The organism is Arthrobacter sp. HY1533 (assembly GCF_027568515.1).
GTDB lineage: Bacteria > Actinomycetota > Actinomycetes > Actinomycetales > Micrococcaceae > Specibacter.
In genome coordinates this window covers 24,846-50,127 of the sequence record NZ_JANKZF010000034.1, presented here as the reverse complement: position 1 = coordinate 50,127, position 25,282 = coordinate 24,846, and the positions used below count along the sequence as shown (strand labels likewise).

Here is a 25,282-nt window from a genome sequence, read left to right as displayed (position 1 = left end):
CCACATCCTGTGCAGCGCCACCGCCCCGGTCCCCGGGGACAACCACCGGAATACTCATACCCCCACACTACGCCCACCGTAATACAACCGCAATAGTTTTTAGAAAGAATGTTCTAACAACATATTCGGCCCAGGGCCCTGGTCTCGACAAGCTCGACCACCGGGCGCGCACCGGGTCTCGACAAGCTCGACCACCGAGCGGCCATAGGGTCTAGACAAGCTCGACCACCGAGCGGCCACCGGGCGGCGGGTCTGGGTCTCGACAGGCTCGACCACCGGGCGGCGGGCCGGGCCAGCGGGACATGGCACGATTGCAGCATGGATGCACAGATCATTTGGACCGTTGTCTGCGGCCTTGCCATTGTTGTTGGCGCCACAGGGGTCATCATTCCCGTGCTCCCGGGCAGCGTGCTGATCGGGATCAGCCTGCTCGTGTGGGCAATCGTGCTGGGCTCCCCGCTTGGCTGGATCGTGTTTGGAATCGGCGTGCTGTTCGTGGCCGCTGGCATGGCCTCGAGTGCAGTCTTGACAGGCAAGGCCATGAAAGAACGCGCCATCCCGGGCCGCTCCGTGGTGATCGGCCTTGTGTTGGGGGTGGTGGGGTTCTTCCTCATCCCGGTCGTGGGTCTGCTGGTGGGATTTGTGGTGGGCCTGTTCCTCTCGGAGTTTGCCCGGCAGCGGGAATTCCGCCCGGCAGTGTCGTCCTCCGGGGCTGCACTGAAGGCCATGGGAATGGGCATGCTGGCGGAGTTTGGCTTCGCCTCGCTCGCGGCAGGGACATGGGCCACGGGCGTGCTGATTCACTTCCTGAACCGATAGCGGTCCCAGAAAGACGTGGTGGCTAGGGTACGTCCAGCACCATGCCGACGTCGGCCATCGGGCCGCCGCAACGTTCATTGCCTGAGATGCGCGTCCAGTTCACCTTGGCGGACTGGGCCGCGAGAACCTTGCCATTCTGGTCGTATACGTTGAAGCTGATGGAGCTGGCCGGCTGCGCCCCGAGCGTCAGCAGCCAGGAGCCGTCCTTCTGGTGCGTCAACAGTTTCGTGTTGCCGTTGGAACTCTTGGCAATGGACGGCGACAGCGGCACGCAGTCCTTGCCAACGCACGCCGTCACGGCCGACGCCGCACTGCTCTCAGCCACGTTGCCGGCCAGCGACAGGCTCAGGTGGTTGTTCCAGGTGGGGGAGGGGCAGCTGCCCCGGTCACGGTCCAACACGATGGCGCTGATGATGAAGGCCATGCAGAAAGCGGCAACGATGGGAACAAGAACAAGTTCCACTCGTCGGCGGGTTGTTGGAGCAGCAGGCATGGGCCCATGTTACCCAACCACTCTGACCGTTTCCCGAAAGAAACATTGGCACCGCCGGGGAGCGGACGGCGGCCGGGATGCTGCCATTTCAGCGGGCCCCTGCGGTGATGGCCGCTAGGATCTGAACATGTCCTTTGACCTTTCAGGGATCGACTCTCCCGCCCAGCCGGCCTACCCCTTCCGTGCCGACAGTCCCGCCCTTGACGTCCGGTTGCGGCCCGTCGAGGCATCCGATGTGCATGCCGTGAACGCCTACCGCTCAATTCCCGAGGTGGCCCGCTACCTGCCACATCCGCCCCACAGCCTGGCCGACACCGAACTGACAGTGCAGTCGATGCTGTCGCAACGGGAGCTTTCCACCCCGGGCCAGTGGCTGGACCTCGCCGTGGAGCACGGCGACTCCCACGACACCGTGGGGGAGGTGCTGCTCAAGTGGGACGCGGCCAACCCGCAAAGAGGCGAGATTGGATTTGTCTTCAGCCCGGCTGTCCAAGGCCAGGGCATTGCCTTCGCCGCCTGCACGGCAGCGCTCAACATCGCCTTCAACAACTTCCGCTGGCACCGTGTCGAGGGAATCTGCGATGACCGCAACGAAAAGTCGGCTGCCCTCATGACCCGCCTCGGGATGCGCCTCGAGGCAACTTTCGTGGAGTCCGACTGGTGCAAGGGCGAGTGGATCACCCTGCGCCACTACGCCATCCTCAACCGCGAATGGCAAGGCGGTGGACATGCCTGAGCCGGTGACGCTGCAGCCAGGGGCGACGCCGGCCCTGGCAAAGGAAGCAGGCAAGGCAGCCACCACGACCCACGCGCACACAGGCATCGCCGTGGCGCAGAAGCTGCGTGCGGCAATTCTGTCCGGCGGCCTGCGCCCCGGGGCCAAACTGTCCGAACGCACGCTCGGTGCGGAGCTGGGCGTTTCCCGCAACACGCTGCGCGAGGCGTTCACGGTGCTCGGTGCCGAACGCATCATCACGCGCATCCCCAACCGGGGCGTTTTTGTGGCCAGGCCCTCGCGCGCCGATGTGGAGGAGATGTACCGGATCCGGCGCGTGCTGGAGCCGGCAGCGCTGCGGCAGGATGCCCACGGCGCCGCCCGGCCCGCCCTGCAAAATGCCCTGGAGCGGGCCGTCGACCGCGGAATGGCCGCTCGCGCTGGCCACGACGTGCCCGGGATGGCGGCGGCCAACCAGGAATTCCACGCCCTCGTGGTGGCCCTGGCCAGGAGCCCGCGCCTGGACACCATGATGGCGCACGTGCAGGCCGAAATGCGGCTCGTGTTCCACGCCCTGGCCGGCGACCCCGCGTTCCACGCCCCCTTCAGCGTCAGCAACGCGCACATTTTTGCCCAGTGGAAAGCAGGGCACTGCGAAGCTGCCGCCCGGGAAATGGACGGCTACCTGCAACAGGCGCAGGCCCACGTGTTGGCAGCCATGCCGGCGGAAAGAGATGGATTGCCATGACCCCCTTGCCGGAAAACAAGCACGACGGCGGCACCCGCCTTTCGCTGCAGGTCCCCATGCGCTGGGGTGACATGGACGCCTACGGCCACATCAACAATGTGGAGGTGCTGCGGATCCTTGAGGAGGCGCGCGTGCATGCCTTCGGCCCGCCGGCAGGTACCGGCATGCCCGGCGTTGACGTGGCCCGTCCCATCTTCTCCGGCCTGGACTCCGATGTGCAGGCCCTTGTTGTTGAGCACCGGGTCCGCTATGTCTCGCCGCTGAACTACCGCAACATTCCGGCCACGGTCCGGGTGTGGATCAGCGCAGTCAAGGGCGCCAGCTTCACGGTGGCCTACGAAATCCAGGACCCCGTGACGGCCACGCGATGCGTCATCGCGGAGACCGTGCTGGCGTTCTTCCATGAGCCCAGCGGCACCCTGGTGCGGCTCACGCCCGGCATGAGGGAGCAGTTGGAGCCGCTGCGCGGGGATTCCAACTTCTAGCAGGTTCACATGTGGCTGGCCGCGATGAGGATCCCGTCCGCATCCGCGTAGACCATGGCTCCGGCGTGGACCGTGACATGCCCCAAGTGGATGGGGACATCGACCCGCCCCACACCTGCCTTGGAACTCTTGGCCGGGTTGGTCCCCAGCGCCTTGACGCCCAGGGGAAGGGTTGCGATGACCACGCTGTCGCGTATGGCGCCGTTGATGATGACACCCGCCCAGCCGTTGTCCACCGCCGACTGGGCAATCATGTCCCCCATCAGGGCGCTCTGGAGCGAGCCGCCGCCGTCGACCACCAGCACGGATCCACGGCCGGGGGTGGCCAATGTTGCCTTGACCAGGCCGTTGTCGGCCGCGCACTGGATGGTGCGGGCGGCGCCGCTGAAGGCCGGCAGGCCGCCAAAATCCCTGAACTGCAGAGACACCGAAGCCATCCCGGTGCCGTATTGGTCATACAGGTCTGCAGTGGAGATGGCCATGGATTTCCCAACTTCAGGTGAGTGTTGGCTTCAGCATAAAGTGCAATACTCGGGGAACGCGAGAGTTTTGCCGCAACAATGCATGCGAAGGAAGGCTGCCCGAGTCAGATGGTGGCCAGTTCTCGCCCCGGCAGGTGCCTGGTTTCCTGGGGAGATTGGTGGCGGAGTGTCGGAGCGAACGTCACAATCGACGACCAAGCGTTGACAAGAGACGTTTCATAACGTTTCCTATCTAGTAGGCACTCATTGAAGTGCCCTCCGTCACGTGGTTCACACGGGTGACTGAGGGGCAGCTGTGCGCGGATCTTCACCAGTTAGGAATCACATGCAATCCCCACGGTCCAACTCAACGCTGGCCCTTCGGCCTGCCCGGGAGGTCTCAAGAGGGCATTCCGGCGTGCGCGGCTGGATTGTTGTGGCCATGTTGTTCCTGTTCATTCTGATCAACTTCGGAGACAAAGCCGTCATTGGATTGGCTGCAACTCCGATTCGTGAAGAGCTTGGCCTGACCGCCGGAGAGTTTGGCCTGTTGGCAAGCGGCTTCTACTTCCTTTTTAGCATTTCAGCCTTGGTGGTCGGATTCATCACCACTCGGGTCTCACCCAAGTGGATCCTGTTCTCCTTGGCCATTGTCTGGACCATTTCATTAGTTCCCATGGCGGGCGCCGTGGGCTTCACGGCTCTGATGATCAGCCGCATCGCGCTGGGCGCAGGCGAGGGCCCGGCCTACCCAATGGCCGTGCACACGGCCCACAGCTGGTTTACGGACACCCGGCGGAACCTGCCCACGGCAATAATCACTGTCGGCTCGACCCTGGGCGTGGTGGTGGCAGGCCCAGGCCTGACATGGGTCATCGCCACTTTCAACTGGCACACAGCCTTCGTGCTGCTGGGCGTCCTGAGCGCGGCATGGGCTGTCGCTTGGGCCTTTGTTGGCAAAGACGGACCCCTCACGGTCCGCCTCAAGCGCGGCGTAGGCGTTGTTGCGCCGGCGGCCGGGCGTGGCGAGTCCCCCGCTGCCATTCCGGAGGAGGAGAAGTACGTATTTTCCTACTGGCGGCTGTTCACCAGTGGAACGTTTGTGGGGTGTCTCGTGGCCAGCTTCGCGGCTTACTGGTCTTTGTCCGTCCTTGTCGCGTGGGTGCCGTCGTTCATGGAAACGGTCCTGGGCTATACGCCAACGCAAACGGGAACCTTGATTATCCTTCCGTGGATATTCGGCGCCATCGGTCTGTTGTTGCAGCCGCTGGTCTCGCAACGGCTCCTAAGCCGGGGCATCAGTTCCCGGTGGGCTCGGGGTTTTGTGGGTGGCGTCGGTGTCCTGATTGCCGGCGTGGCAGTCTCTGTTCTGGCCTGGGGGCCCGGCGGCATCGTGGCGCTCATTGCCTTGGTGGTCGGATTCGAATTTGGCCACATGATCCATGTGGTTTCCATGGTGGTCCTGGCCGACATCACCCCCACCGCGCAGCGCAGCGCGGTGCAAGGTACGTTCCTGGCGCTGCTCACCTTGGGCGGGCTGGTTGGCCCCTACGTCACCGGCCTGATGATCGACGGGGCCGGCACTGCCGCTGAGGGCTTCGCCCGCGCTTTCGGCCTCCTGGGAATGCTCATGGTGGTCGGTGGTGTCCTGGCCATGGTTCTCATCAGGCCGGAAAGGACGAAAGCCAGGCTTTTTGCACACGCGTAGTTGCGCCATTGGATTTTTCACCCACCCATCAATCCTCATCGAAAGGTTTCATCATGACCAAGATCGCCATCATCCTGTTCCGCAATGAACAGTCCCTGGACGAGCAGCACCGCTGGTGGTTGGAGGAGCACGCGCCACTGGCCAAGCAGATGCCGGGGCTGCTCAGCTACACCATCAACTTGGCCGGTTCCGACGAGGCAAACAATGACCCCGCCATCGCAGGAACCGACTACCTCGAATTTGCCGACTGGGACGCCGCAATGACGGCGTACAACTCGGAGGAATGGAAGGCCGCACGTGAGCACACGGCCGCCAGTGGGGCCAAGACCATCAGGACCTGGCTGAAGGAAACTCGGCACATCGAAATCTAGTCGGTGGGCAGAAAGGGCCGCAGCTCCATGCGGGCTGCGGCCCTTTTCGCTGTGGTGGGCTAAGTGTTGAAGGTGTAATTGAAGTCTTGCTGGGCATCGGTGGCGACGTCGGTGCGGATTTCAAAGCCGCTAGGGTGAAAATGTGTGACAGTGCATTCGAGTATCTCGTCGTTGAGACCGTATGTGACTCGTTCGAGCCTAGGAATTAAAGGGAATTCGGCGACATTGAGCATTTCCACCAGGTCCGCGGGCGGGGCCTGCAGGGTCACAATGAGTTCCGCGTGGGTCACCTGCTTCTCGGAACGTTCCTGAATGACGTGGTAGATGGGGTGCTTTTCAACGTCGGCACGGCTGACGAGCCGGCCAATGGAGGCCGGAACAAAAATGTCTGCCACGGCAAACGGTGTGCCCTCGGAAAGGTATGCCCGCCGGACCACAAGGAATGACGTGTCTGCGTTCGCAATATGGCCGGGAACGCCGCGGTTTCCCTCGACCCACCGATAGTCCAGCAGGGAGACAACCGGGTTCAGTCCGGCAGCGGTGAATGACTCAACGAAGGGTGCAAGACGGTTCATCGACTGAATGGGCCGGGTGGATGTAACGAAGGTTCCCTTGCCTTGGCGGCGGACCAGGAAGCCCTTCTCCGTCAAGGTCTGAATGGCCTTGCGCACAGTGGTGCGGCTGACGCCGTATTGCTCGATGAGCTCTTCCTCTGTGTGGAAGCGGGAGCCCGGCTGAAGGCTCCGGACCTGGTCCAGCAGGACGTCGGCCATCTGTTGGTAGACGGCAACGGCGCTATTGCGCTGCAGGACGGACAGTCCATTGGATCTTGAATCGGCCATGATTCCCCCATGGTGTAGTGGCAGAGTCGACATTATTCCAGAAGGTTTAGTGACAATTAGGTATGTCTTGATGCTAGCACGCAGCCACTCATTCGAGACGAACAATTTGGGCGATTCATTGGATATCTGGCCAATCCGGGCGTCCGAACGTGCGGCTGGTGGGATTCGCGGGCAACATTCATACCTAAAGGTATTGCGATCTGTGTCACATATGGTTATCGTTGACTCAAATACGTATCTATACGTTCCTAGTTCCATAACCTCATTGGAGCCGCAAAGATGCAAACCGTACTTTCCGCTGAAACCAGCATTGCCAAGGAGCAGGGCATGAACAAGGTGACCGCCGAATCAGGCAAGATTGTCTTTTCCCAGGTAGACAAGATCTTCGCAGCTCCGTCGAAGACGGGAGACCGGATCTCCGCACTTCTCGACTTGAACTTGGCTGTAAAGGAATCAGAAATCGTCTCCATTGTGGGCCCCACGGGCTGTGGAAAGTCCACTGCACTGAACATGGTGGCCGGCTTCGATTCACCCAGCAACGGCAGCCTGCTGCTGGACGGATCGCACATCCACAAACCGGGCCCGGACCGCGCCGTCGTGTTCCAGCATGCTGCCCTGTTTCCCTGGATGAACGTTTTCGAAAACGTGGTCTTCGGGGTCAAGTCACGCGGCATGGACAAGGAGCAGTATCAGGCCGGCGCCGAGAAGTTCATCAAGGCTGTGGGCCTCAGCGGCTTTGAAAAACACTACCCGTATCAAATTTCCGGCGGCATGCAGCAGCGGGTCCAGATTGCCCGGGCCTTGATTTCCAACCCCGAGGTGCTGCTGATGGACGAACCATTTGGCGCCCTCGACTATCAAACACGCATCCTTATGCAGCAACTGCTGCTTGAGCTTTGGGCGGAGTTCCGCCCCACCATCCTCTTCATCACCCACGACGTGTCGGAGGCCATCTACATTTCCGACCGGGTCATCGTCATGGGGGCGCGGCCCGGTCGGGTCAAGCTCGAGGTGGATGTCACCGAACCGAAGCCGCGCTCCATTGACTTCCTCACCACGCCTTCATTCACCAGCCTGGAGCACCAGATTTTGGAAACCGTGCAACAGGAAATCACGGCCTCCCGCGCCGGACACTGACAGGAATACAGCCGATGAACAAGCGAATTCTGGCGGCCATGGCGGCCGGTTCCCTCCTCGCAGCCATCTCCGGGTGCGGCAACGCGGCGGCACCTGCTGCAGGCGGGCCCGGCGAAGGTACAAAATTCAATTGGGGAGTGCCCCAGGCGTCATACCTCACCTTGTATGTTGCCGACGAGAAGGGTTACTTCAAAGACGAAGGCCTGGACCCGCAGTTCCAGGTGTTTCAGACCGGGGCGCCATTACTTGCGGGACTTGAAAGCAACAGTCTGGACGTGGTCACCACCGGCCTTGCCAGCATTTTTGCCCTGGGCAAGGACATCCCCCTGCGTTACATCGTGGCCGAAGGGAATGCCTCTGCCACTGAAGGGCTGGTGGTTGCCGCGGATTCGCCAGTCAAGTCCGTCAAGGATCTCGCCCAGGCGGGCAAGATCGGGGTGCCGACCGGAACGTGTGCGCAGATTTCGGCATACTTTGCGGCGAAGGCAGCCGGGCTTGAGCTTTCGGATCTGGACATTGTGAACATCACGCCCAATCTCATGGGAAATGCTTTTGCGAGCAAGTCCATCACAGCAGGCATCTCCTGGTCGCCCTACCTGGCCGATTTGTCCCTTCAGGGGCAGCGCATCGTGGGGTATGACGCCGAATGGGTGCCCGGCGGTGCAGCGTGCCCTGAGATGCACGCCGGCAACCCCGCATTTTTGGATGCGAACCCGCAGGTGCCCACCAAGATTGTCCGGGCGCTGGGCAAGGCCTGGGCTGACATCAAGGCCGACAAATCCATTGCCGTGGACACACTCATGAAGCGCCTCCATGTTTCCAAGGAGGTGGCGGAAGTTACGGCCGAACGCTACATCGAAACCTACCCGACCCTGGAACAGCAGCTGGACCCCAACAGCCAGTTTTCCTTCACGGGGGACAACGGCTTGTTTGCACAACTGACAGTTGCCTCTGAAACTTTTGCCAAGTTGGGGGTCATCAAGGCGCCGGTGCCCAAGGACGTGCTGCGCAAGGCCCTCGACCCCCAATATGTCCAGGCGGCGGGGCTGGCGGCCAAGTAGGCGCAGCCACCCCACGTTGCCAACAACTCTCGTTACGACCAGCAACAGGAGCAACAATCATGATCAGGAAAACACTCGCGGCGCTTGCGTCCGTGGCACTCCTTGGCACTCTGGCTGCCTGCGGCAACGCCGGTGCCGCCACTCCCAACAACGACAACTCGGGGGTCAAGTTCAACTGGGGAATTGCCCAGGGGTCGTACCTGGCCCTCTACGTTGCAGACGACAAAGGCTACTTCAAGGATGAGGGTCTGGATCCGCAATTCCAGGTTTTCCAAACCGGAACGCCCATGCTGGCTGGACTGCAGAGCAACAGCCTGGACGTCATCACCACCGGACTGGCCTCCGTTTTTGCCCTGGGCCAGGGAATCCCGCTGCGCTACATTGCCCTAGAAGGGGACGCGTCGGCAGCCGAAGGACTGGTGGTTTCCGCAGATTCGCCGGTGAAGTCCGTCAAGGACCTCGCCCAAGCGGGGAAGATAGGTGTCCCGACCGGCACCTGCGCCCAAATTTCCGCCTACTGGGCAGCCAAGGCGGCAGGGGTCAACTATGCGGATCTGGACACCGTGAACATCACGCCCAACCTCTACGCCAACGCGTTCTCCAGCAAGTCCATCGGTGCCGGCTTCTCCTGGTCACCGTACCTGGTTGACCTCAGCCAGCAGGGGCAAAAACTCATCGGCTACGACAAGGACTGGGTCCCCGGCGGCGGCAGCTGCCCGGAGATGCATGCGGGAAATCCCACCTTCCTGGACAAAAACCCCGAGATTCCTGCGAAGATGCTCAAGGCGTTGGGTCGGGCGTGGGCGGACATCAATGCCGACCACAATGTGGCCAGCGAGGCATTGGTGAAGCGCCTCCATGTCTCCAAGGCCGTGGCCGATGAAGTGGCGAAGCTCTACATCGACGCGAATCCGTCATTTGCCGACGAACTCGACGCCGGAAACCGGTACTCCTTCGTCGGGGACAAGGGGCTGTTTGCACAACTGAACCTCGCCTCGACAACGTTTGCCGACTTGGGGGTCATCAAGGCACCGGTTCCCGAGGAAACCTTGCGCAAGGCACTGGATCCCCAGTACCTGCAGTCGGCAGTAAAGGAGGCGAAGTAGCCATGGTCCTGACCAAGTCGGCCCGAGTGGCCGTTCCAGCAGCGAGTGATTCACGCAAACGCCAGATGCCCAGCCCGGTCATCTCGGTCATCTCACTCGTGGTGATTTTGGTGTTGTGGTTTGTGCTGACCAACACGGGGATTGTGGGCGAACGCCAGTTCCCCTCACCCCAGGCACTCCTGTCCCGGTTCCTGGAACTGGCCCGTGACGGCTACGGCGGTGCGAGTTTGCTCGGCCACATCGGCATCAGCCTGACCCGCACCTTGGTGGGATTTGTCATTGGCTCCGTTGCGGGCATCATAGTAGGTCTCATTGCTGGGTCCAACCGGGTTTTCAACGCTGCAATTTCACCGATCATGTCTTTCATCCGCCCCATTCCCCCCATCGCGTTCATTCCGATGGCGGTGCTTTACTTCGGATTGGGTGAGACGGGAAAGATTGTGCTGATCACGGTGACGTCCTTCAACTACACGGTGGTCAACGCCCAAGCAGGGGCGGCAGGTGTTCCGGTGGCGTATCGCCGGGCAGCCGCCACCTTGGGCGTGAGCCGGGTGCAGGAATTCTTCCACGTCATTGTGCCCTCGGCGCTGCCGAACATTTTTGCCGGTCTGAAGGTGGCGCTGGCCCTGAGCTGGGCCGTGGTGGTGGCCGCGGAACTCGTCGGGGCCCAGAAGGGGCTGGGGTTCATGATCAACCAGGCCGCCCTGTTCTTCGACATTCCCACTGTCTTTATTGGCATCATCCTGATTGGCCTGATTGGGCTTGCACTGAACCTCACACTGGGGTTTGTGGAAAAGAAGCTTGTCCACTGGCTGGGCCGAGGGTAGCAAACACCGCCCGCACAGGGCACGTCCAACACGACTCGGCTGCCGGAGATACCTCCGGCAGCCGAGTCCTTTTGTTCAGTGGCTTCGAAGGGAACAGATGGATTCCATGGTTCTGGTGGCGTTGGCCGTGTGTGCCGGCGCTGCCCTGCAGCGGTTGACCGGCATGGGGCTTGCCCTGGTGGCGGCTCCCTTCCTTGTGTTGATCATGGGGCCCGTCACCGGCGTGGTACTGGTCAACTTTTGTGGTGCGACGGCGTCAATCCTGGTGTTGTGCCGCGTGTTCATGCACGTTGACTGGAAGAAATACGCAATCCTGGGCCCCTCCGCTGTGCTGGGGGTATTTCCGGGCGTGCTGATCGTGGGAGCGCTTCCGGGGCCGTGGCTGGAGATGGGTGTGGGTTGCGTTGTCTTGGTGGCCTTGACCACCTCGCTTACGCTGCGGGGTTCCACCGTTGGTGCAGGCGTGCGCCCGTTGATGCTGGCAGGCGCAGCCAGCGGCATCATGGGCGCAACTGCGGGCATTGGCGGGCCGGCCATCAGTGTCTATGCGGTGGTTTCCAACTGGGAGCAGCGTGCCTTCGCGGCAACACTGCAGCCTTGCTTTTTCACCACCGGGGTGACGTCCCTGGTAGTGAAATACCTGGCCAGCCCCCAGATCATGCCACCTGACCTAGGGGACATGATGGCGTGGGCGGGTGTGGGCATACTGTCTGGATTGTGTTTGGGCGAGTTGCTCACCCGGTGGATTCGCCCGGCCCGGGCGCGGATCCTGGCGGTGGGCATTGCCTATGCCGGCGCCGCTGGAGCCATGTTGCGCGGAATCTTGGGGCTGTGGACATGAAAGAGGCCGGCCCCGTCAGCGTGGGGCCGGCCTCTTTGTGGACAGGTCTACTCGATGCGTGCCAGCCCATCCGTGGCGGTCCAGCCGCCGTCGACCATCACGTTTGAGGCAGTGACAAATGCACCTGCATCCGAGGCAAGCAACAGCATGGGGCCAACGAAGTCCCGGGGCTCGGCCCAGCGTCGCAGCATGGAGCGCTGCGAGACGATGTCCACCCATTCCTGTTTGGACCTGACATCCGCCGTCAACGGCGTTGCCACCGGGGAGGGGGCAATCATGTTGACCCGGACGCCCTGCGGGCCCAGTTCAACCGCAAGGGTCCGCATCAGCTGGATCAATGCGGCCTTGGTGGCGGCATACATTCCCGAACCCGGCTCCACGACTGAAGCACGGATGCTGGAGAACGTGATGATGGAGCCCCTGCCGCGTTCGGCCATTTTGGCGCCGAAGGCACGGGCCAGGAGTAGGGTGTACTTGATGTTCAGGTCCATCTGCAGGTCAATGTCGGCCTCGGTGTGGTCCAGCAGGGTCTTGCGGACCAGGGCAGCCGGCGTGATGACCAGGATCTCGACGTCGGCATTGGCCTCAACGAGGGCGTCGATGGCCTCCGTGGACATCATGTCCAGCACTTGGCCGGTGCTTTGCAGGCCATCGGAAGCCAAGGCTTCCACCGCCGCGTTGGTCAGCTCCAGGTTCCGGTCCGAGCACACCAGCTCGGCGCCGTAGGCTGCCAGGCCCTTGGACAGTTCCAGGCCGAGACCGCCGCTGGCACCGACAATGAGCGCCTTGCGGCCGGTCAAGTCGAACAGTGAGCCGAGCGCAGTCTTGCTTTCCGTGGTGGTAGTCATCAGAGTGATTCCTTTGCAGTGTTGTAGTTCATGTGAACCGACTGGTTGGGCCGGGTGAGTCGGAAATTGCTGATCTTCTGGTTCCTGTTGACGGAGTCAATCAAGTAGCTGAAGGCGTTGGTGGGGACATTGCGGTAGCCGTCCCAGTCCTTGAGGTTCCAGCCGCGCAGGATGGGCGGTGAGTAGAACAACGCCAGGTTCAGGGCTTCCTCGCTTTCAAACGGGCCGTTCTCGGCCTTGAATTTGTCCACCATGGGCTCGAGCACCTCGCCTGGGCGGCCCGTGATGGGCGCCTGCCCCTTGGTGACCTTGTCCAGGACGTTTTGGTCCACCGGGCCCGGAGGTGTCCCGTAGTAACCCAGCAGGTAGCTGCGGATCTCGTCCGGGACCACGGAGTAGCGGTCTCCCGTGACCACGTTGAGCACGGCCGTGATGCCCACGTACTGCGCCATGGGGCTGACGAGCAGCGGATAGCCCAGGTCCCGGCGCACGTTGCCCACCTCGTCCAGGACTTCCTGAAGCCTGTGCGCCATGCCCTGGTCGGTAAGCTGCTGGCGCAGGTTGCTGAGCATGCCGCCGGGCACCTGGTGCTTGAGCATCTCCGGATCATGCTTGACTTCGTGGCTGGTGGGCATGCCGCGCTTGCGTGCCAGCAGCGTGAAGTAGGCCTCCATTTCACGGATGGCCTGGCGGTCCACGTCGACCTCGAAGCCATGGTCGGCAAGGTTGTCCAGCAGGAAGTCGTGTGAAGGGTGCGAGGTTCCCCAAGCAAACGGCGGCACGGCGCCGTGGAACACGTCAGGGGCATCTTCGCCCAGTTCCATGGCCGCCTGGTGCACGGCTGGCCCGGTTCCCGTGGAGGTGTGGCAGTGCAACTGCAGCTTTTGGCCCTGCAGCACGCCACGCATTCGCTTCAGCAACATGCGAGCCCGGTCGGGGGTCAGCAGGCCACTGGGGTCCTTGAGGGAGACGTGGTGGACACCCATGGCCACCAGTTCCTTGGTCTTTTCAATGAAGTGTTCGTCTGTGTGGTACGGGCTCTCGGTGTACGTGACGCTGCCAATGATATTCAGCCCGAGGTCGTGGGAGACCTTGGCCGAAAATTCCAGGTTCCGCATGTCATTGAGCGGATCGAACAGCATGACCGAGCCAATCCCGTTGGCGGCGAAGGTGCGCAAGCTCTGCTCGGCAACATCGTCCGGGTACTGGGTCCAGCGGTAGACGCTTTGGCCCCGTGAGTTGAAGTTCAGGACGGTGTTGGGCATGAGCTTTTTGAGCATGCGGATTCGCTCAAACGGGTCTTCCTGCTGGTACATGATGGAGGTGTCCATCATGGCCCCTCCCGCCACGTCGACAATTTCGAACCCGACCCGGTCCATCGTGGTTGCGATTGGGATAATTTCCTCGGTGGAGAGCCGGGTGGCCCACAGGCATTGGGCGCCGTCGCGGATGGTGATGTCTTCGAGGGTGACTTTCTTGGCCATTGTCGAATTTTTCCTTTCTAGGCCGGCTGCAGCGTTGTGCGGACCGGCGGCTCCAGCAACTCGTCTTGGTGTTGCTCCACCCATTTGGTGTGGACGGAGTTGGCCACGAAGTCAGGGTGGCTGAGGATGCTCTTGAGGAACATGATGTTGGTGTGGATCCCTCCGATCCGGGTCTCATCGAGTGCCCGCAGGGCCCGCCGGATGGCTGCCGGACGGTCGACGTCGTGAATCACCAATTTGGCGATCATCGAGTCGTAGTAGGGAGAGACTTTCCAACCGGGCACACAGTGGGTGTCAACCCGGATGCCCGGCCCGCCGGGCAGGACGAGCTCGGTGATCAGGCCGGGGGAGGGGGCGAAGCCGTTGGACGGGTTTTCCGCGCAGATGCGCAATTCAATGGCGTTTCCGCGCAGCGAGACCTCCTCCTGGGTGAAGGAGAGCCGATGCTCAGGATCAGCCACCCACAGCTGCTCACGGACCAGATCGAATCCGGAAATCATTTCCGAGACCGGGTGCTCCACTTGGATGCGGGTGTTCATCTCGATGAAATGGTGGTTGCCGGTCTTCATGTCCACCACGAATTCCACGGTTCCTGCGCCCACGTAGCCAATCTCGGAGACGAGCTTCACGGCGTCGTCCTCAATCCGGTGGCGCGACTCGAGGGGGATGCTGACCGCGGGGCCCTCCTCAATGACCTTCTGGTAACGGCGCTGGACACTGCAGTCGCGGGTGCCGACATGCACCACGGTGCCGCCGTGGTCACCCAGGACCTGGACCTCCACGTGCCGGATTTCCGTCAGGAACCGCTCCGCAAAGATCACCTCGGAGCCAAATGCGGCCAGCGATTCACGCTGGGCGTCCTCAAAGTTGCTGCGGACCTCGGCTTCGGAATTCAGGATCCGCATGCCGCGGCCGCCACCGCCGGCCGCGGCCTTGATCAGGATGGGGAACCCCGCCGTGCGGCCCAGCTCCACCAGGTCCTCGTACGTTGCGGCCTTGTCGCCGGTGCCCGGAACCACGGGGATTCCCGCTTGGGTGGCGATCCGGCGGCCAAACACCTTGTCCCCAAGCTGGTCGATGACCTCGGGGGAAGGGCCAATGAAAATCAGCCCGTTCTCGGCGCACATTCTGGAGAACGCAGCATTCTCGGCAAGAAAGCCGTAGCCGGGGTGCACGGCATCGCAGCCGGTGGCCAGGGCGACCTGGACAATGGTGTCCGCCCGCAGGTAGCTCTCGGCCGGCTTGGACGGGCCGATCCGCACGGCGCGGTCGGCCAGGAGCACGTGCCGGGATGCAGCGTCGGCCTCGGAGTAGACGGCCACGCTTTCCACTCCGGCTTCCTGGCAGGCCCGAATGATCCGGACCGCAATCTCACCCCTGTTGGCCACTAGGACGCGGCGCATTAGGAGTCCCCGTCCGAGGCCTCAATGTAGAACAGCGCCGAACCATGTTCCACAAGGTCCTCGTTGCTTGCATTGATGCGGCGCACCACGCCGGCCACGGGTGAGGTGATGCGGTTCATAAGCTTCATGACCTCGATGATGCCCAGGTCCTGGCCCTCGGTTACGCTCTCGCCCACCTGGACGAACGGGTCCGCTGTGGGACTTGGCTTGGCATAGAACACGCCCGTCATTGGCGCGGCCACGACGGCGAGCCCGGCCAGCTCCCCCTCGGCTTCCGGGGCTGCGGGTGCCGGCGCGGTTGTGGCGGCTGCGGGGGCGGGAGCGGCGGTGGGCGCGGCTACCGCGGCGGGGGCCGGAGTCGGTGTCGCCGCCTCTACCGCGGGCGCCGGGGCAATGGCCGAGGGGCTGGCAACGGTGCCGCTGCGGGTGGCCACCTCCAGTGTCACATCCCCCACGGTGATCTTGATTTCGCCGTCCCGTGGTGCGGAGTCGATGATGCGCAGGATGCTGTCGAGTTCCTGGAACGTGAGGATGGGTGCTTGTTCTGTCATGATTCTCATCGCTTTCTGGTTCACAACGGGTTAATGGGCTTGGATGGCGAGTGCGTCCACGGCGGTGACGTGACCGTCGCTGATGATGACCGGGTTGATTTCCACTTCCTGGAGATTCGGGGAGGAATCTGCCACAAATTGCTGCAGGGCCTCCATGACGCCGGCCACCTTTCCCAGCATGGTGTCGTCTCCGGTGAAGTCCGCCAGCACGGCCAGTGACGCAAGTCCGGCCCGGATTTCGTCCTGGGTTGCAGGGGTGGGAATCAGCACGCGGTCATTGATGGACTCCACGTTGGAGCCGCCGGCCCCGCACAGGATGAAGCCACCCAGGGAGGCGTCCTTGATGTACCCGAGAATGAGTTCCGTGCCCGGATTGGCCATGCGCTGGACTACGACGCCACGTGATTCAACGGGGCCGAGCTTGGCCACATTGGCGAAAACTTCAGCGGTGCCGGAGAAGACCTGGGCGGCATCGTGCAGGCGCAGTTTCACCCCGCCGGCGTCCACCTTGTGGGGGATGTCGGGTGACTGGATTTTCACGGCCACGGGAAAGCCGACCGCATCCGCCGCGGCGACCGCTTCCTCTGCCGTGGTGGCCAGGCGTTGCTCCGGCACCTCAACGCCGTAGCTTGCCAGAGCAGACAAGACGTCAAATTCGACGCTGCGGTGCCAGTCGCGTGTGCCGCCACCGGTGGCGGCTGCATTTGGCGCAATCATGTCCGCGAGCCCGGCCTGGGCGCTTGTGAACGCCGTGATCCGGTCCATGGCCTTGAGCCCGCGTTCCGGACTCCGGAACACGGGGATGTTGGCGTCCGCCAGGAGCTTGAATGCCTCCGCGTTCAGGCTGTCCCGGGACGCCCAGGAGACAACGATGGGCAGTTTGAGCGAGTCTGCGGCGGCCACGATTGCCGTGGCGATCTTGACTCCCACCTCGCTGTGGACTGAGGCGACGCAGGCCAGGATCTGGTCCACGGCCGCATTCTCCTGCAGCACCGATACCACCTTCTCAAACAGGTCCGGCTCGTTGAAGATCTGGGCGGTGACGTCGATTGGGTTCTGCGCCGTTGCGAACGTGGGCAGCAGGGCGCCGATCTGGGCCTCGGCGGTTTCCCCCAACTGGGCCAATTCCAGGTGCTGGGCGCCCTCCAGGACGTCCGCTGCCACTACGCCGGCACCGCCGGATACGGAGACCACGCCCACGCGGCCACCAGCTGGCCGGAATTGGTTTTGCGAGAGCCGCAGGACATCAACCATGTCCAGGGAGTCATCCACTTCGATGACACCGTACTTGGCAAATATGGAACGGTACCGTTCAATGTCTCCGGCCAATCGCCCCGTGTGGGATACGACGGCGGACATGCTGCTGGCGTGCTGCCCGGCCTTCCAGATGACCAGGGGCTTGTCGGCCTGCAGCGCGCTGTACGCGATGGACTTCAAAGCCGCTGACTGGCCGAGCCCTTCGACGTAGGCCACCATTGTGGTGACCGAGTCATCGCCCACAAAATGCTCCAGGATGGATTCAATGTCAATGTCCGCGGCGTTGCCGGTGTGGACGAAGTAGCCGAAGTCGATCCCTTCGTCATCGGCGATGGTCAGCATGGAACCGCCCACTCCACCGCTCTGGGTCACGAACCCCACACCGCCGGCGTTGAAGTGGTAGTCAAAGAAGGCGCCGAACCCGGCGTAGATGCCGTCCTTCATGTTGATGAAGCCAACCCCGTTGGGGCCCATGATGCGCACCTTGGCGGCAGCTGCTGCTTCCAGCAGCTCGTCCTGAAGTGCCGCCCCGCTTGATCCGGCATCGGCGAATCCGGAGCTGAGGACCAATGCATAGGGGATGTTGCGCTCGCCGCATTCGGTGATAACTCCTGCCACCCTCGGAGCGGCCACGGCGATGATGGCCAGGTCTATTCCGTCTGGCAGCGCGCTGACGGACGTGGTGCAGGGCAGGCCCTGGACCACGTCGCGATTGGGGTTGACGGGAAAAATCTCCCCGCCAAAACCGTGACTGCGCAATTGCTTGATTGGCTTGCCGCCAATCGCATCCTCATTGGCCGATGCTCCCACAACTGCGATCTTGCGGGGGTTGAATAAGCGCTCCATTGCTGCTCCTGGTTCTAAGTTGGCTTGCTCGTTGTGTGGTCTGTGGCGGCGTTGTTTAGCCGCCCAGGACCAAAGTGGTGTGGGCGGACATTGTGCCGCCAATTCCGTGGGCCACGGCTTTTGCGGCCCCTGGCACCTGCCGGTCGCCACCTTGGCCCCTCAGCTGTGTCATGGCCTCCAATACGGTGTAGATGCCAAACATGCCGGGGTGTGAAAAGGCGAGTCCGCCGCCGCTGGTGTTGGTGGGCAAGCGGCCGCCCGGGCTGGTGTGACCTTCTTCAATGAACTGCCCGCCGGTGCCCTTGGCGCAAAAGCCCAGGTCCTCCAGCAGCAGGATGGTGTTGATGGTGAAGGCGTCGTACACCTGGGCCACGTCCATGTCCGCTGGCCCCAGCCCAGCTTGGGCGAAGGCGGCCTGACTTGAGACGGCAGCGCCCGTGCGCACCAAGTCCTTCATGGCCATCATGCCTTCGTGCGATGAGTATTCGCCGGAGCCGAGGATTGCCACGGGAGCGCGGCCCAGACGGGCGGCCCGCTGTGCCGTCGTCACCACCACGGCGCCGGCCCCGTCCGTGATCAGGCAGCAGTCCAGCTTGTGGAACGGGGAGGAGATCTTTGGTGACGCCGTAACATCCTCGGCCGAAATGATGTCCCTGCGCTGGGCTGCCGGGTTGAGGGCGCCCCAGCGGCTTGCCGCCACGGCCACGGAACTGAGCTGCCGGCGGGTGGTGCCGAATTCGAGCATGTGCCGTTGTGCCATCAGCGCATACGAGGAGATGGGGAACAAGGGGTTGTACAGGGATTCCACAGGGGGGCAGGATGCCACAGCGGGGCGCTTTCCCGTTGCCTTGAGCATGGTGCGCTGGGTGCTGCCGTAGACCACCAGGGCCGCCTCGCACTTGCCGTCGCGGATGGCGCTGACGGCATGGTGGATGTGCGAGAGGTTTGATGCCCCACCGTGGACCGTGGAGTCCAGATACCGGGGCGTGATGCCCAGATGTTCGCTCAATGCCAGTGTGGGCAGGTCAACTTGTGCCGTGGCCGTGAAGATGCCGTCGATGTCCTTGAGGCTGAGTCCGGAATCCCGCACGGCGGCGAGTGCGGAGTCAGCCATGATGTCCAGGGCGTCCCGGTGGTGGGGGGCGCTGGTGGCGCTCATGCCCATTCCTGCCAGTGCCGTCTCAGTCATTGCCAGCACCCCGCAGCGTCAGCACGGGAACCAGTTCGCCACTGCCGAGATCTGCCGTGCCCACCGTGACCGCGGCCCCCATGGTCAGCTGGGACGTGTCATCGCACAGGAGCTGCGCATAGAACTTGCTGCCGTCGGTGATGGCATCCAGCTCCGCCAGGCCGATGATCCGTTCCTGGGCGCCCTCTCCCATCACAGTGAAGCTGTAAAGGGTTCCGGCGGCGCCGTTGGCCGGCATCCAGCCGGGATCCGCTGCACCGCATTCGGGGCAGGCAGCCCGTGGCGGCATGAAAACGGTGCTGCAGTGGCCACAGCGCGGCAGCACGGCGCTGCCGCTTGCGGCTCTTGCGCTGTATTCGCGGAAGTATGCATTGGAATTCATGAGTCCGTCAAGCTCCTGCTCGTTGGGAAATCAGCAATACGTTTCGATACGTATTTTCTTCAACGGTAATCACTTGTGACTTGAATCGCAAGCGCACTGGGAGATCAATTTTTGATTGGATGGCCCGCGAATCCAATATTTGCCGCCCGCTGGGGCTCGTGCCGGGGTTCCGGGGACGTTTCTTCAACAGAGACTTGCGTCACAATCACCGAACGTCTATAAAGGTATGTAAAGGTATCGAAACGTATCTACATCGGATTTGGAGGCGATCATGATCTTGACCCAGGAAGAGCAGGAAATTCTTGAGCAGGGGGACGCCCGCGCTGAGGCGCTCAGGGAACAGATTCAGGTTGGGGAGTTCTTCGGCGCCGAGCGAATGGTTCCAGTGGCCAACGCCCACTTCACAGGGGACCCGGAAGTGTTTGGCGCCGCCGGCATTGCCTACCTGGAACGCATGACAAATGCCGGGTTGAAGGTTGTGGTTCCCACTAGCCGCAATGCCACTTGCGTCGACTTGGACCAGATGGAGAGCTTTCAGCAGTTGGCGTCCCTTGCCAAGGAGGAGGTGGGGGTACGCAAGTCCCTAACCACCTTGGGCGTGCTGGTGGTGAATACCTGCATCGGATACCAAACTCTGTACCAACCCAGGCTCGGGGAACATGTGGCATGGGGTGACACTGGCACTGTTGCTTACGCAAACTCTGTTCTCGGGGCGCGGAGCAACTACGAGGCAGGCACTGCCTCACTGCTGGCAGGCATCACCGGCCGCACCCCGGGGTATGGCTTCCACCTGGACGAGAACCGGCGGGCCAATGCGGTGGTCACCGTGACGGCAGAGATGACCGACCTTGCCCATTGGGGTGCGCTGGGGGCGTTCGCAGGATCCGCCTACCGCGGCTATGACAATGTGCCGGCAATTGTGCTCCCTGAAGGTGTCGTCCCTTCTTCGGATGCGCTCAAGCACCTGGCCGCAGCCATAGCCAGCTACGGTTCCATGGCAATGTTCCACGTTGTGGGCCACACGCCCGAGGCGGCGACGCTGGAGCAGGCCTGTGGGAACCGGAAAAGGCTGGGCGAGGCTGAGTTTGGCCAGACCGATTTGGAAGGCTACCTGGGGCGGGCCGAACCGGGGGCGGCGGCGCCGGATGTGGTCGTGTTTACCGCCCCCCAGCTCTCCCTGTTCGAAATGCAAGGCCTGGCGCAAAAACTGCAAGGACGGAAGGTGAAGGCTGAAACGAAGCTCATTATCACCACCAATCGCAGCGTGTTTGTTGAAGCCGAACGCACCGGCCTGCTCGAAGTCCTCATGGGCGCAGGCGCGGCCATCTTGCAGGACACCTGTTGGTACCTGATGGATCCGGCACAGCAGCGCAAGGACTTCGGCTGGAACACACTGGTGACGAACTCCGCCAAGCTGGCCAACATTGTTAAGGCCCACGGCTACGCGCCAACCATCATGACCACGGGGGACTGCATCCTGGCGGCGACGGTCCCTGTTGAATCACAAGCCAAGGAGAGCTGAAATGAAATACGCCCTGAAACGAGCCGTCGGAAAGACCATCGAGGGAGAGGCTCTGGTCAGCCCGGTGCCATTTAGTGCCCGCTACGACCTGGACCGCACCCGCGGCATTATCAGCAGGATCGATCATCCCCTGCGGGGTGAGTCCATCACGGGGAAGATTTTCATCTCCCCCGGGGTTCAGGGCGGCGTGGCTGCCGGGTGGGCCCTCCTGGCCATGGCGCAGCGGGGTGTGGGCTTCGCCGGCTTGGTTTTTGGCGACACCAATCCGGTCATGGTGCAAGGTGCCGTAACGGCTGGCATCCCGATTGCCAGCGGAATCGATGGTGCCTGCCTCAGCGGCATCAAGACCGGCGACAGGATCAGCCTTGATCCAGCCAACATGGAACTGACGGTGCTTGAAACTGTGGATGGCAGGGAACTCTGATGCTGGCGCCAGAATCCGCTGACCCGGCCGCCGGTGGACTGGCCGCGGCCGGGCTGGCTAAGGGGCAACCCGGCCGTTCTCGGGCGGGAGCGAGAAGGGCCTGGACCGCCCAGGATCTTGCCTACGTGGCAGTTTTTGCGGCGTTGGTTGCTGTGGCGGCGGTGGTTCCCGCCCTGCCGGCGGGCAATTTGCTCGGAGTCCCCATCACGATTCAGACGATGATGGTGATTATGGTTGGCCTGGCACTGGGTGCCGTGCGGGCGGGGGCTGCCCTGGGCCTCTATGTGCTGCTGGGTGTCATGGGCCTGCCCATCTTCTCCTCGTTCCGAGGCGGCCCCGGAATTCTGCTGAGCCCCGGTGCTGGGTACATCCTGGGCTTCGTTGCCGGGGCGTTCGTGGCCGGCGCTGTCACCACGCTGTTGCTGCACCGATCAGTTCCCAGGGTGGTGGGACTGTCCATTGCTGCGTTGGCCGGCACAGCGGCTATTCATGCAATGGGCATCTTAGGCATGATGGTCAATGGGAAATTGTCGGCGCAGGCGGCCGCCGCGGCGGACCTGATGTTTGTTCCCGGGGACCTGCTCAAATGCGCCATCGCCGTGGCAATCGTGCTGCCACTGCATCGAGCCTTTCCCGAATTGCTGGTGCGGCGCCGCGGTGGACGGCGCGGCGCATAGTGACATTAATGGTCCGCCGCGGATTGTGGGCCATGCTGGTATGACAATTGAAGTCTCCCAGGTTGCGCAGCACACTTGCGTTGATCGCTTCGGCATGCCCGGGCAGAACGGAAACCTTGGACACGCGGATGTGAGGATGCTGGAATGGCCATGAAAACGGCGCAGGTGCCGACGGAGCGGGACAGCTGGGGCGGCGCCTTGGCGGCCTTGCCGGGATCAGGACAAACTTCAACGCGCCTCCTTGACCGCCACGCCAATGCCCACGACGCCTCCCACTTCCTGCTGATCCCGCAGGCAGTCGCCGTCCCCTCAAACGCCGCCGAGGTGGCTGCGCTCATGCGCCTGAGCACGGCCCGCGGCCTTCCCCTGACCCTCCGTTCGGGCGGCACGAGCCTCAGTGGCCAGGCTGTCAGCGACGGCCTGTTGGTGGATGTACGCAAGAACTTCCGGAACATTGACGTGTTCGACGGCGGCGCCCGGGTCCGCGTGCAGCCGGGGGTCACGGTGCGCGAACTCAACGCCAGGCTGCTGCGCTTCGGCCGGAAGTTCGGCCCGGACCCGGCCAGCGAGGCCGCCTGCACCATTGGTGGCGTGGTGGCCAACAATTCCTCCGGCATGGCCTGCGGAACCACCGACAACGCCTACCGCACCCTGGAGTCGCTGACCCTGGTGCTGCCTAGCGGAACTGTCATTGACACGGGAGCTGCAGATGCGTCGGCCCGGCTGCGCTCGCTCGAGCCGGAACTGTTCAAGGGGCTGGGCGAGCTCGCGGAAAGGGTACGCGGCAACCCGGCCTCCCGCGCCGAAATTGAGCGCCAGTTCGCCATGAAAAACACCATGGGCTACGGGCTGAACTCACTGCTGGATTTTGAGGATCCCGTGGACATCCTGGCCCACCTGGTGGTGGGCAGTGAAGGCACGCTGGGCTTTGTTGCCGAGGCCGTGTTCCGCACCGTCCCCAGGCTTGCCCACGCCACCTCGGGCCTGCTTGTCTTCAAGGACCTTGAGGCTGCCAACACGGCCTTGCCGGCCCTTGTGGACAGCGGGGCAGCCACGGTTGAGCTCATGGATTCACTCTCCCTGAAGGTGGGGCAGGGCCTGTCCCAGGTTCCCGGAGTGGTCCGCGGCCTGGCCGTGGACCAGCATGCGGCGTTCCTGGTGGAGTACCAAAGTGCCGACGCCGCCCAGCTGCCGGAACTCAGTGCCCGCGCCGTGGCCCTCGCCGGATCGCTAGCGCTGGACCGCCCTGCCGAATTCAGTGCCGATGCCACTGCCCGTGCAGAACTGTGGCACCTGCGCAAGGGTCTCTACACCTCGGTGGCCGGCGCCCGGCCGGCGGGCACCACGGCCCTGCTCGAGGATGTGGTGGTGCCGGTCCCCGCACTGGCCCACACCTGCCTGGAACTGAACACCCTCTTTAATAAGTACAGCTATGCTAATTCCGTCATTTTTGGGCATGCCAAGGACGGCAACATCCACTTCATGCTCACCGACAAGTTTGCCAGCAAGGGTGAACTGGACCGCTACGCCGCCTTCACGGAGGACATGGTGGATGTGGTCCTGGGTGAGGGGGGATCCCTCAAGGCCGAACATGGCACTGGCCGCGTCATGGCGCCGTTTGTGCGCCGCCAGTACGGCGATGAGCTGTACTCCGTGATGCGCAGGATCAAGGAATTGTGCGACCCTGCCGGCATGCTGAACCCCGGGGTCATCCTCGACGATGACCCTATGGCACATCTGAGCCACATAAAGACGGCGCCGCCGGCGGTTGACCCCGAGGTGGACCGCTGCGTCTCCTGTGGCTACTGCGAACCCGTGTGCCCCAGCAAGAACCTGACCCTGACCCCGCGCCAACGCATCGTCACCCTGCGGGACATGGAAGCCGCCCGCCGCGACGGCGATACGGCGCTGGCCGATGAGCTTGCCAGGGACTACGAATACTCCGGCGTGGATACGTGTGCCGTGGATGGCATGTGCCAGACCGCCTGCCCCGTCGGCATCAACACAGGAACTCTCGTCAAGCATCTGCGCACCAGGGACGCAGGCAAGGTGGAGGGCGCCGTGTGGGGAACGGCCGCCAAGCATTGGGGCGCCGTCACCCAGGGCGCCGGGCTGGCACTGGGCGTGGCCGCGAAGGTGCCGGCCGCCGTCGTGCTGCCCGTGAACAGGCTGGGCCGCAAGCTCCTGGGCGAGGACACGCTGCCCCTTTACTCTGCCGAGCTGCCCGCCGGTGGCAAGGCCCGACGTCGTCCGGCACCCGTGGGGGAGGCGGCGGCCGTGTACTTCCCCGCCTGCGTCAACGTCATGTTTGGCCCGGCCGGTGCCGGTTCCGCCGGCGTGCAGGCCAGCTTTGAGCAGCTGTGTGCCGCGGCGGGCGTGGAACTGCTGGTGCCGGAGGGCATTTCCGATGCGTGCTGCGGGACTCCGTGGTCCTCGAAGGGCATGGCCGGCGGGCTCGCCGAGATGCATGCCCGGACCCTGAAGCTGCTGCGGGAGGCCACCCGGGACGGCGAGCTGGACGTCATCTGCGACGCCTCAAGCTGCACCGAGGGCCTGCTGCACACAATTGAAAGCGAGCAGCTGGCGCCGGGGCAGAAGCCCCTGCGCGTGGTGGATGCCGTGGAATTCACGGCCGCCCGCCTGCTGCCGCTGCTGGGCGGGGACTGGCAGCGGATTCAATCGCTGGCCTTGCACCCCACCTGTTCCTCCGCGCGCATGGGGCTGAACCCGGCGCTCGTTCAGGTGGCGGAGGCCGTGGCCGATTCGGTGCACGTGCCGGAGCGCTGGGGCTGCTGTGGATTTGCCGGCGACAGGGGCATGCTGCACCCCGAGCTCACGGCCTCGGCCACGGCGGCGCAGGCCGCGGACGTGGCGGAGATGGACGCCGCGGCGCACGCCTCCTGCAACAGGACATGCGAACTCGGCATGACCCGGGCCACGGGCCAGGACTACCGGCACGTGCTGGAACTGCTGTCCGAGGCCGTTTCTGCCAAAAGGGCGTAACAGGAGGGTAAGTTCGCGCACGTTTCGGCCAAAACACGCGGTTTTGTGGCTAAAGTGGGGATCAAGAATGGCGCCAGTGTCC

The 25,282-nt window shown here is 63.2% G+C and carries 25 protein-coding genes; 15 read left to right on the top strand and 10 right to left on the bottom strand.

Annotation, left to right across the window (positions count from 1 at the left end):
- The first annotated feature begins 318 nt into the window (after positions 1 to 318).
- Entirely contained in the window at positions 319 to 819 is a 501-nt protein-coding gene (locus PCK14_RS17690; protein WP_269939833.1) for a DUF456 domain-containing protein, read from the top strand.
- Positions 820 to 841: 22 nt separating this feature from the next.
- Here the strand turns inward: PCK14_RS17690 and PCK14_RS17685 are convergent, their stop codons facing one another.
- On the bottom strand, positions 842 to 1,312 hold the full coding sequence (locus tag PCK14_RS17685; RefSeq protein WP_269939832.1) for a hypothetical protein: 471 nt from the start codon (positions 1,310 to 1,312) through the stop codon (positions 842 to 844).
- 127 nt (positions 1,313 to 1,439) lie between these two features.
- Here PCK14_RS17685 and PCK14_RS17680 point away from each other — a divergent pair, with 127 nt between their 5' ends.
- Genes PCK14_RS17680 through PCK14_RS17670 form a run of 3 tightly spaced genes read left to right on the top strand, consistent with a single transcriptional unit; the run spans position 1,440 to position 3,260 of the window.
- The gene (locus PCK14_RS17680) at positions 1,440 to 2,048 is read left to right on the top strand and encodes a GNAT family N-acetyltransferase (RefSeq protein ID WP_269939831.1); all 609 of its coding nucleotides are present in this window, start codon (positions 1,440 to 1,442) and stop codon (positions 2,046 to 2,048) included.
- Positions 2,041 to 2,775 carry a GntR family transcriptional regulator gene (locus PCK14_RS17675; RefSeq protein ID WP_269939830.1) on the top strand — a complete coding sequence of 245 codons (735 nt, stop codon included), beginning with the start codon at positions 2,041 to 2,043 and terminating at the stop codon, positions 2,773 to 2,775. The genes PCK14_RS17680 and PCK14_RS17675 overlap by 8 nt, the downstream gene beginning before the upstream one ends.
- A complete protein-coding gene (locus PCK14_RS17670; protein ID WP_269939829.1) occupies positions 2,772 to 3,260 on the top strand; it encodes an acyl-CoA thioesterase in 489 nt (162 codons plus the stop codon). Before PCK14_RS17675 ends, PCK14_RS17670 begins: the two co-directional genes overlap by 4 nt.
- A 5-nt stretch (positions 3,261 to 3,265) precedes the next feature.
- On the opposite strand, the gene rraA is transcribed toward PCK14_RS17670, so the two are convergent.
- Positions 3,266 to 3,742, bottom strand: coding sequence for a ribonuclease E activity regulator RraA (gene rraA, locus PCK14_RS17665; RefSeq protein WP_269939828.1), 477 nt, complete (start codon positions 3,740 to 3,742; stop codon positions 3,266 to 3,268).
- A gap of 325 nt (positions 3,743 to 4,067) precedes the next feature.
- Between rraA and PCK14_RS17660 the strand changes: the two genes are divergently transcribed.
- Together PCK14_RS17660 and PCK14_RS17655 are read left to right on the top strand one after the other, a co-directional pair.
- Positions 4,068 to 5,429: an MFS transporter gene (locus PCK14_RS17660; protein WP_269939827.1), complete on the top strand. Its 1,362-nt coding sequence runs from the start codon at positions 4,068 to 4,070 to the stop codon at positions 5,427 to 5,429.
- Between the two features lie 53 nt (positions 5,430 to 5,482).
- Positions 5,483 to 5,800 (top strand): EthD family reductase, encoded by a 318-nt coding sequence (locus PCK14_RS17655; protein ID WP_269939826.1) that lies wholly within the window; start codon positions 5,483 to 5,485, stop codon positions 5,798 to 5,800.
- 59 nt (positions 5,801 to 5,859) lie between these two features.
- Here the strand turns inward: PCK14_RS17655 and PCK14_RS17650 are convergent, their stop codons facing one another.
- Positions 5,860 to 6,642, bottom strand: coding sequence for a GntR family transcriptional regulator (locus tag PCK14_RS17650; protein WP_269939825.1), 783 nt, complete (start codon positions 6,640 to 6,642; stop codon positions 5,860 to 5,862).
- Between the two features lie 279 nt (positions 6,643 to 6,921).
- Between PCK14_RS17650 and PCK14_RS17645 the strand changes: the two genes are divergently transcribed.
- The 5 genes from PCK14_RS17645 (at position 6,922) to PCK14_RS17625 (ending at position 11,614) form a co-directional block, all read left to right on the top strand.
- A complete protein-coding gene (locus tag PCK14_RS17645) occupies positions 6,922 to 7,779 on the top strand; it encodes an ABC transporter ATP-binding protein (protein ID WP_269939824.1) in 858 nt (285 codons plus the stop codon).
- 14 nt (positions 7,780 to 7,793) lie between these two features.
- Positions 7,794 to 8,840, top strand: a complete 1,047-nt coding sequence (locus tag PCK14_RS17640; RefSeq protein WP_269939823.1) for an ABC transporter substrate-binding protein — start codon at positions 7,794 to 7,796, stop codon at positions 8,838 to 8,840.
- Positions 8,841 to 8,899: 59 nt separating this feature from the next.
- Positions 8,900 to 9,946: an ABC transporter substrate-binding protein gene (locus PCK14_RS17635; RefSeq protein WP_269939822.1), complete on the top strand. Its 1,047-nt coding sequence runs from the start codon at positions 8,900 to 8,902 to the stop codon at positions 9,944 to 9,946.
- Positions 9,947 to 9,948: 2 nt separating this feature from the next.
- Positions 9,949 to 10,773 carry an ABC transporter permease gene (locus tag PCK14_RS17630; RefSeq protein ID WP_269939821.1) on the top strand — a complete coding sequence of 275 codons (825 nt, stop codon included), beginning with the start codon at positions 9,949 to 9,951 and terminating at the stop codon, positions 10,771 to 10,773.
- Positions 10,774 to 10,870: 97 nt separating this feature from the next.
- Positions 10,871 to 11,614, top strand: coding sequence for a sulfite exporter TauE/SafE family protein (locus PCK14_RS17625; protein WP_269939820.1), 744 nt, complete (start codon positions 10,871 to 10,873; stop codon positions 11,612 to 11,614).
- Positions 11,615 to 11,661: 47 nt separating this feature from the next.
- Here PCK14_RS17625 and PCK14_RS17620 read toward each other — a convergent pair whose 3' ends face one another.
- Genes PCK14_RS17620 through PCK14_RS17590 form a run of 7 tightly spaced genes read right to left on the bottom strand, consistent with a single transcriptional unit; the run spans position 11,662 to position 19,574 of the window.
- Complete coding sequence (locus tag PCK14_RS17620) at positions 11,662 to 12,462, bottom strand: SDR family NAD(P)-dependent oxidoreductase (RefSeq protein ID WP_269939819.1); 801 nt, start codon at positions 12,460 to 12,462, stop codon at positions 11,662 to 11,664.
- On the bottom strand, positions 12,462 to 13,946 hold the full coding sequence (locus tag PCK14_RS17615; RefSeq protein WP_269939818.1) for a pyruvate carboxylase subunit B: 1,485 nt from the start codon (positions 13,944 to 13,946) through the stop codon (positions 12,462 to 12,464). Before PCK14_RS17615 ends, PCK14_RS17620 begins: the two co-directional genes overlap by 1 nt.
- A 17-nt stretch (positions 13,947 to 13,963) precedes the next feature.
- On the bottom strand, positions 13,964 to 15,349 hold the full coding sequence (locus PCK14_RS17610; protein ID WP_269939817.1) for an acetyl-CoA carboxylase biotin carboxylase subunit: 1,386 nt from the start codon (positions 15,347 to 15,349) through the stop codon (positions 13,964 to 13,966).
- Positions 15,349 to 15,900 (bottom strand): acetyl-CoA carboxylase biotin carboxyl carrier protein, encoded by a 552-nt coding sequence (locus tag PCK14_RS17605; RefSeq protein WP_269939816.1) that lies wholly within the window; start codon positions 15,898 to 15,900, stop codon positions 15,349 to 15,351. Before PCK14_RS17605 ends, PCK14_RS17610 begins: the two co-directional genes overlap by 1 nt.
- A gap of 30 nt (positions 15,901 to 15,930) precedes the next feature.
- Positions 15,931 to 18,003: an acetate--CoA ligase family protein gene (locus tag PCK14_RS17600; RefSeq protein WP_269939815.1), complete on the bottom strand. Its 2,073-nt coding sequence runs from the start codon at positions 18,001 to 18,003 to the stop codon at positions 15,931 to 15,933.
- 55 nt (positions 18,004 to 18,058) lie between these two features.
- Positions 18,059 to 19,192: an acetyl-CoA acetyltransferase gene (locus PCK14_RS17595; RefSeq protein ID WP_269939814.1), complete on the bottom strand. Its 1,134-nt coding sequence runs from the start codon at positions 19,190 to 19,192 to the stop codon at positions 18,059 to 18,061.
- Positions 19,185 to 19,574: a Zn-ribbon domain-containing OB-fold protein gene (locus tag PCK14_RS17590; protein WP_269939813.1), complete on the bottom strand. Its 390-nt coding sequence runs from the start codon at positions 19,572 to 19,574 to the stop codon at positions 19,185 to 19,187. The genes PCK14_RS17595 and PCK14_RS17590 overlap by 8 nt, the downstream gene beginning before the upstream one ends.
- A gap of 271 nt (positions 19,575 to 19,845) precedes the next feature.
- Here PCK14_RS17590 and PCK14_RS17585 point away from each other — a divergent pair, with 271 nt between their 5' ends.
- From PCK14_RS17585 to PCK14_RS17570, 4 genes are all read left to right on the top strand, one after another.
- Positions 19,846 to 21,096 (top strand): aconitase X catalytic domain-containing protein, encoded by a 1,251-nt coding sequence (locus PCK14_RS17585; protein ID WP_269939812.1) that lies wholly within the window; start codon positions 19,846 to 19,848, stop codon positions 21,094 to 21,096.
- 1 nt (position 21,097) lies between these two features.
- Complete coding sequence (locus PCK14_RS17580; RefSeq protein ID WP_269939811.1) at positions 21,098 to 21,520, top strand: aconitase X swivel domain-containing protein; 423 nt, start codon at positions 21,098 to 21,100, stop codon at positions 21,518 to 21,520.
- A 125-nt stretch (positions 21,521 to 21,645) separates the two neighbouring features.
- Positions 21,646 to 22,197, top strand: a complete 552-nt coding sequence (locus tag PCK14_RS17575; RefSeq protein ID WP_269939810.1) for a biotin transporter BioY — start codon at positions 21,646 to 21,648, stop codon at positions 22,195 to 22,197.
- Positions 22,198 to 22,341: 144 nt separating this feature from the next.
- Positions 22,342 to 25,200: an FAD-binding and (Fe-S)-binding domain-containing protein gene (locus PCK14_RS17570; protein WP_442864756.1), complete on the top strand. Its 2,859-nt coding sequence runs from the start codon at positions 22,342 to 22,344 to the stop codon at positions 25,198 to 25,200.
- The last annotated feature ends 82 nt before the right edge of the window (positions 25,201 to 25,282 follow it).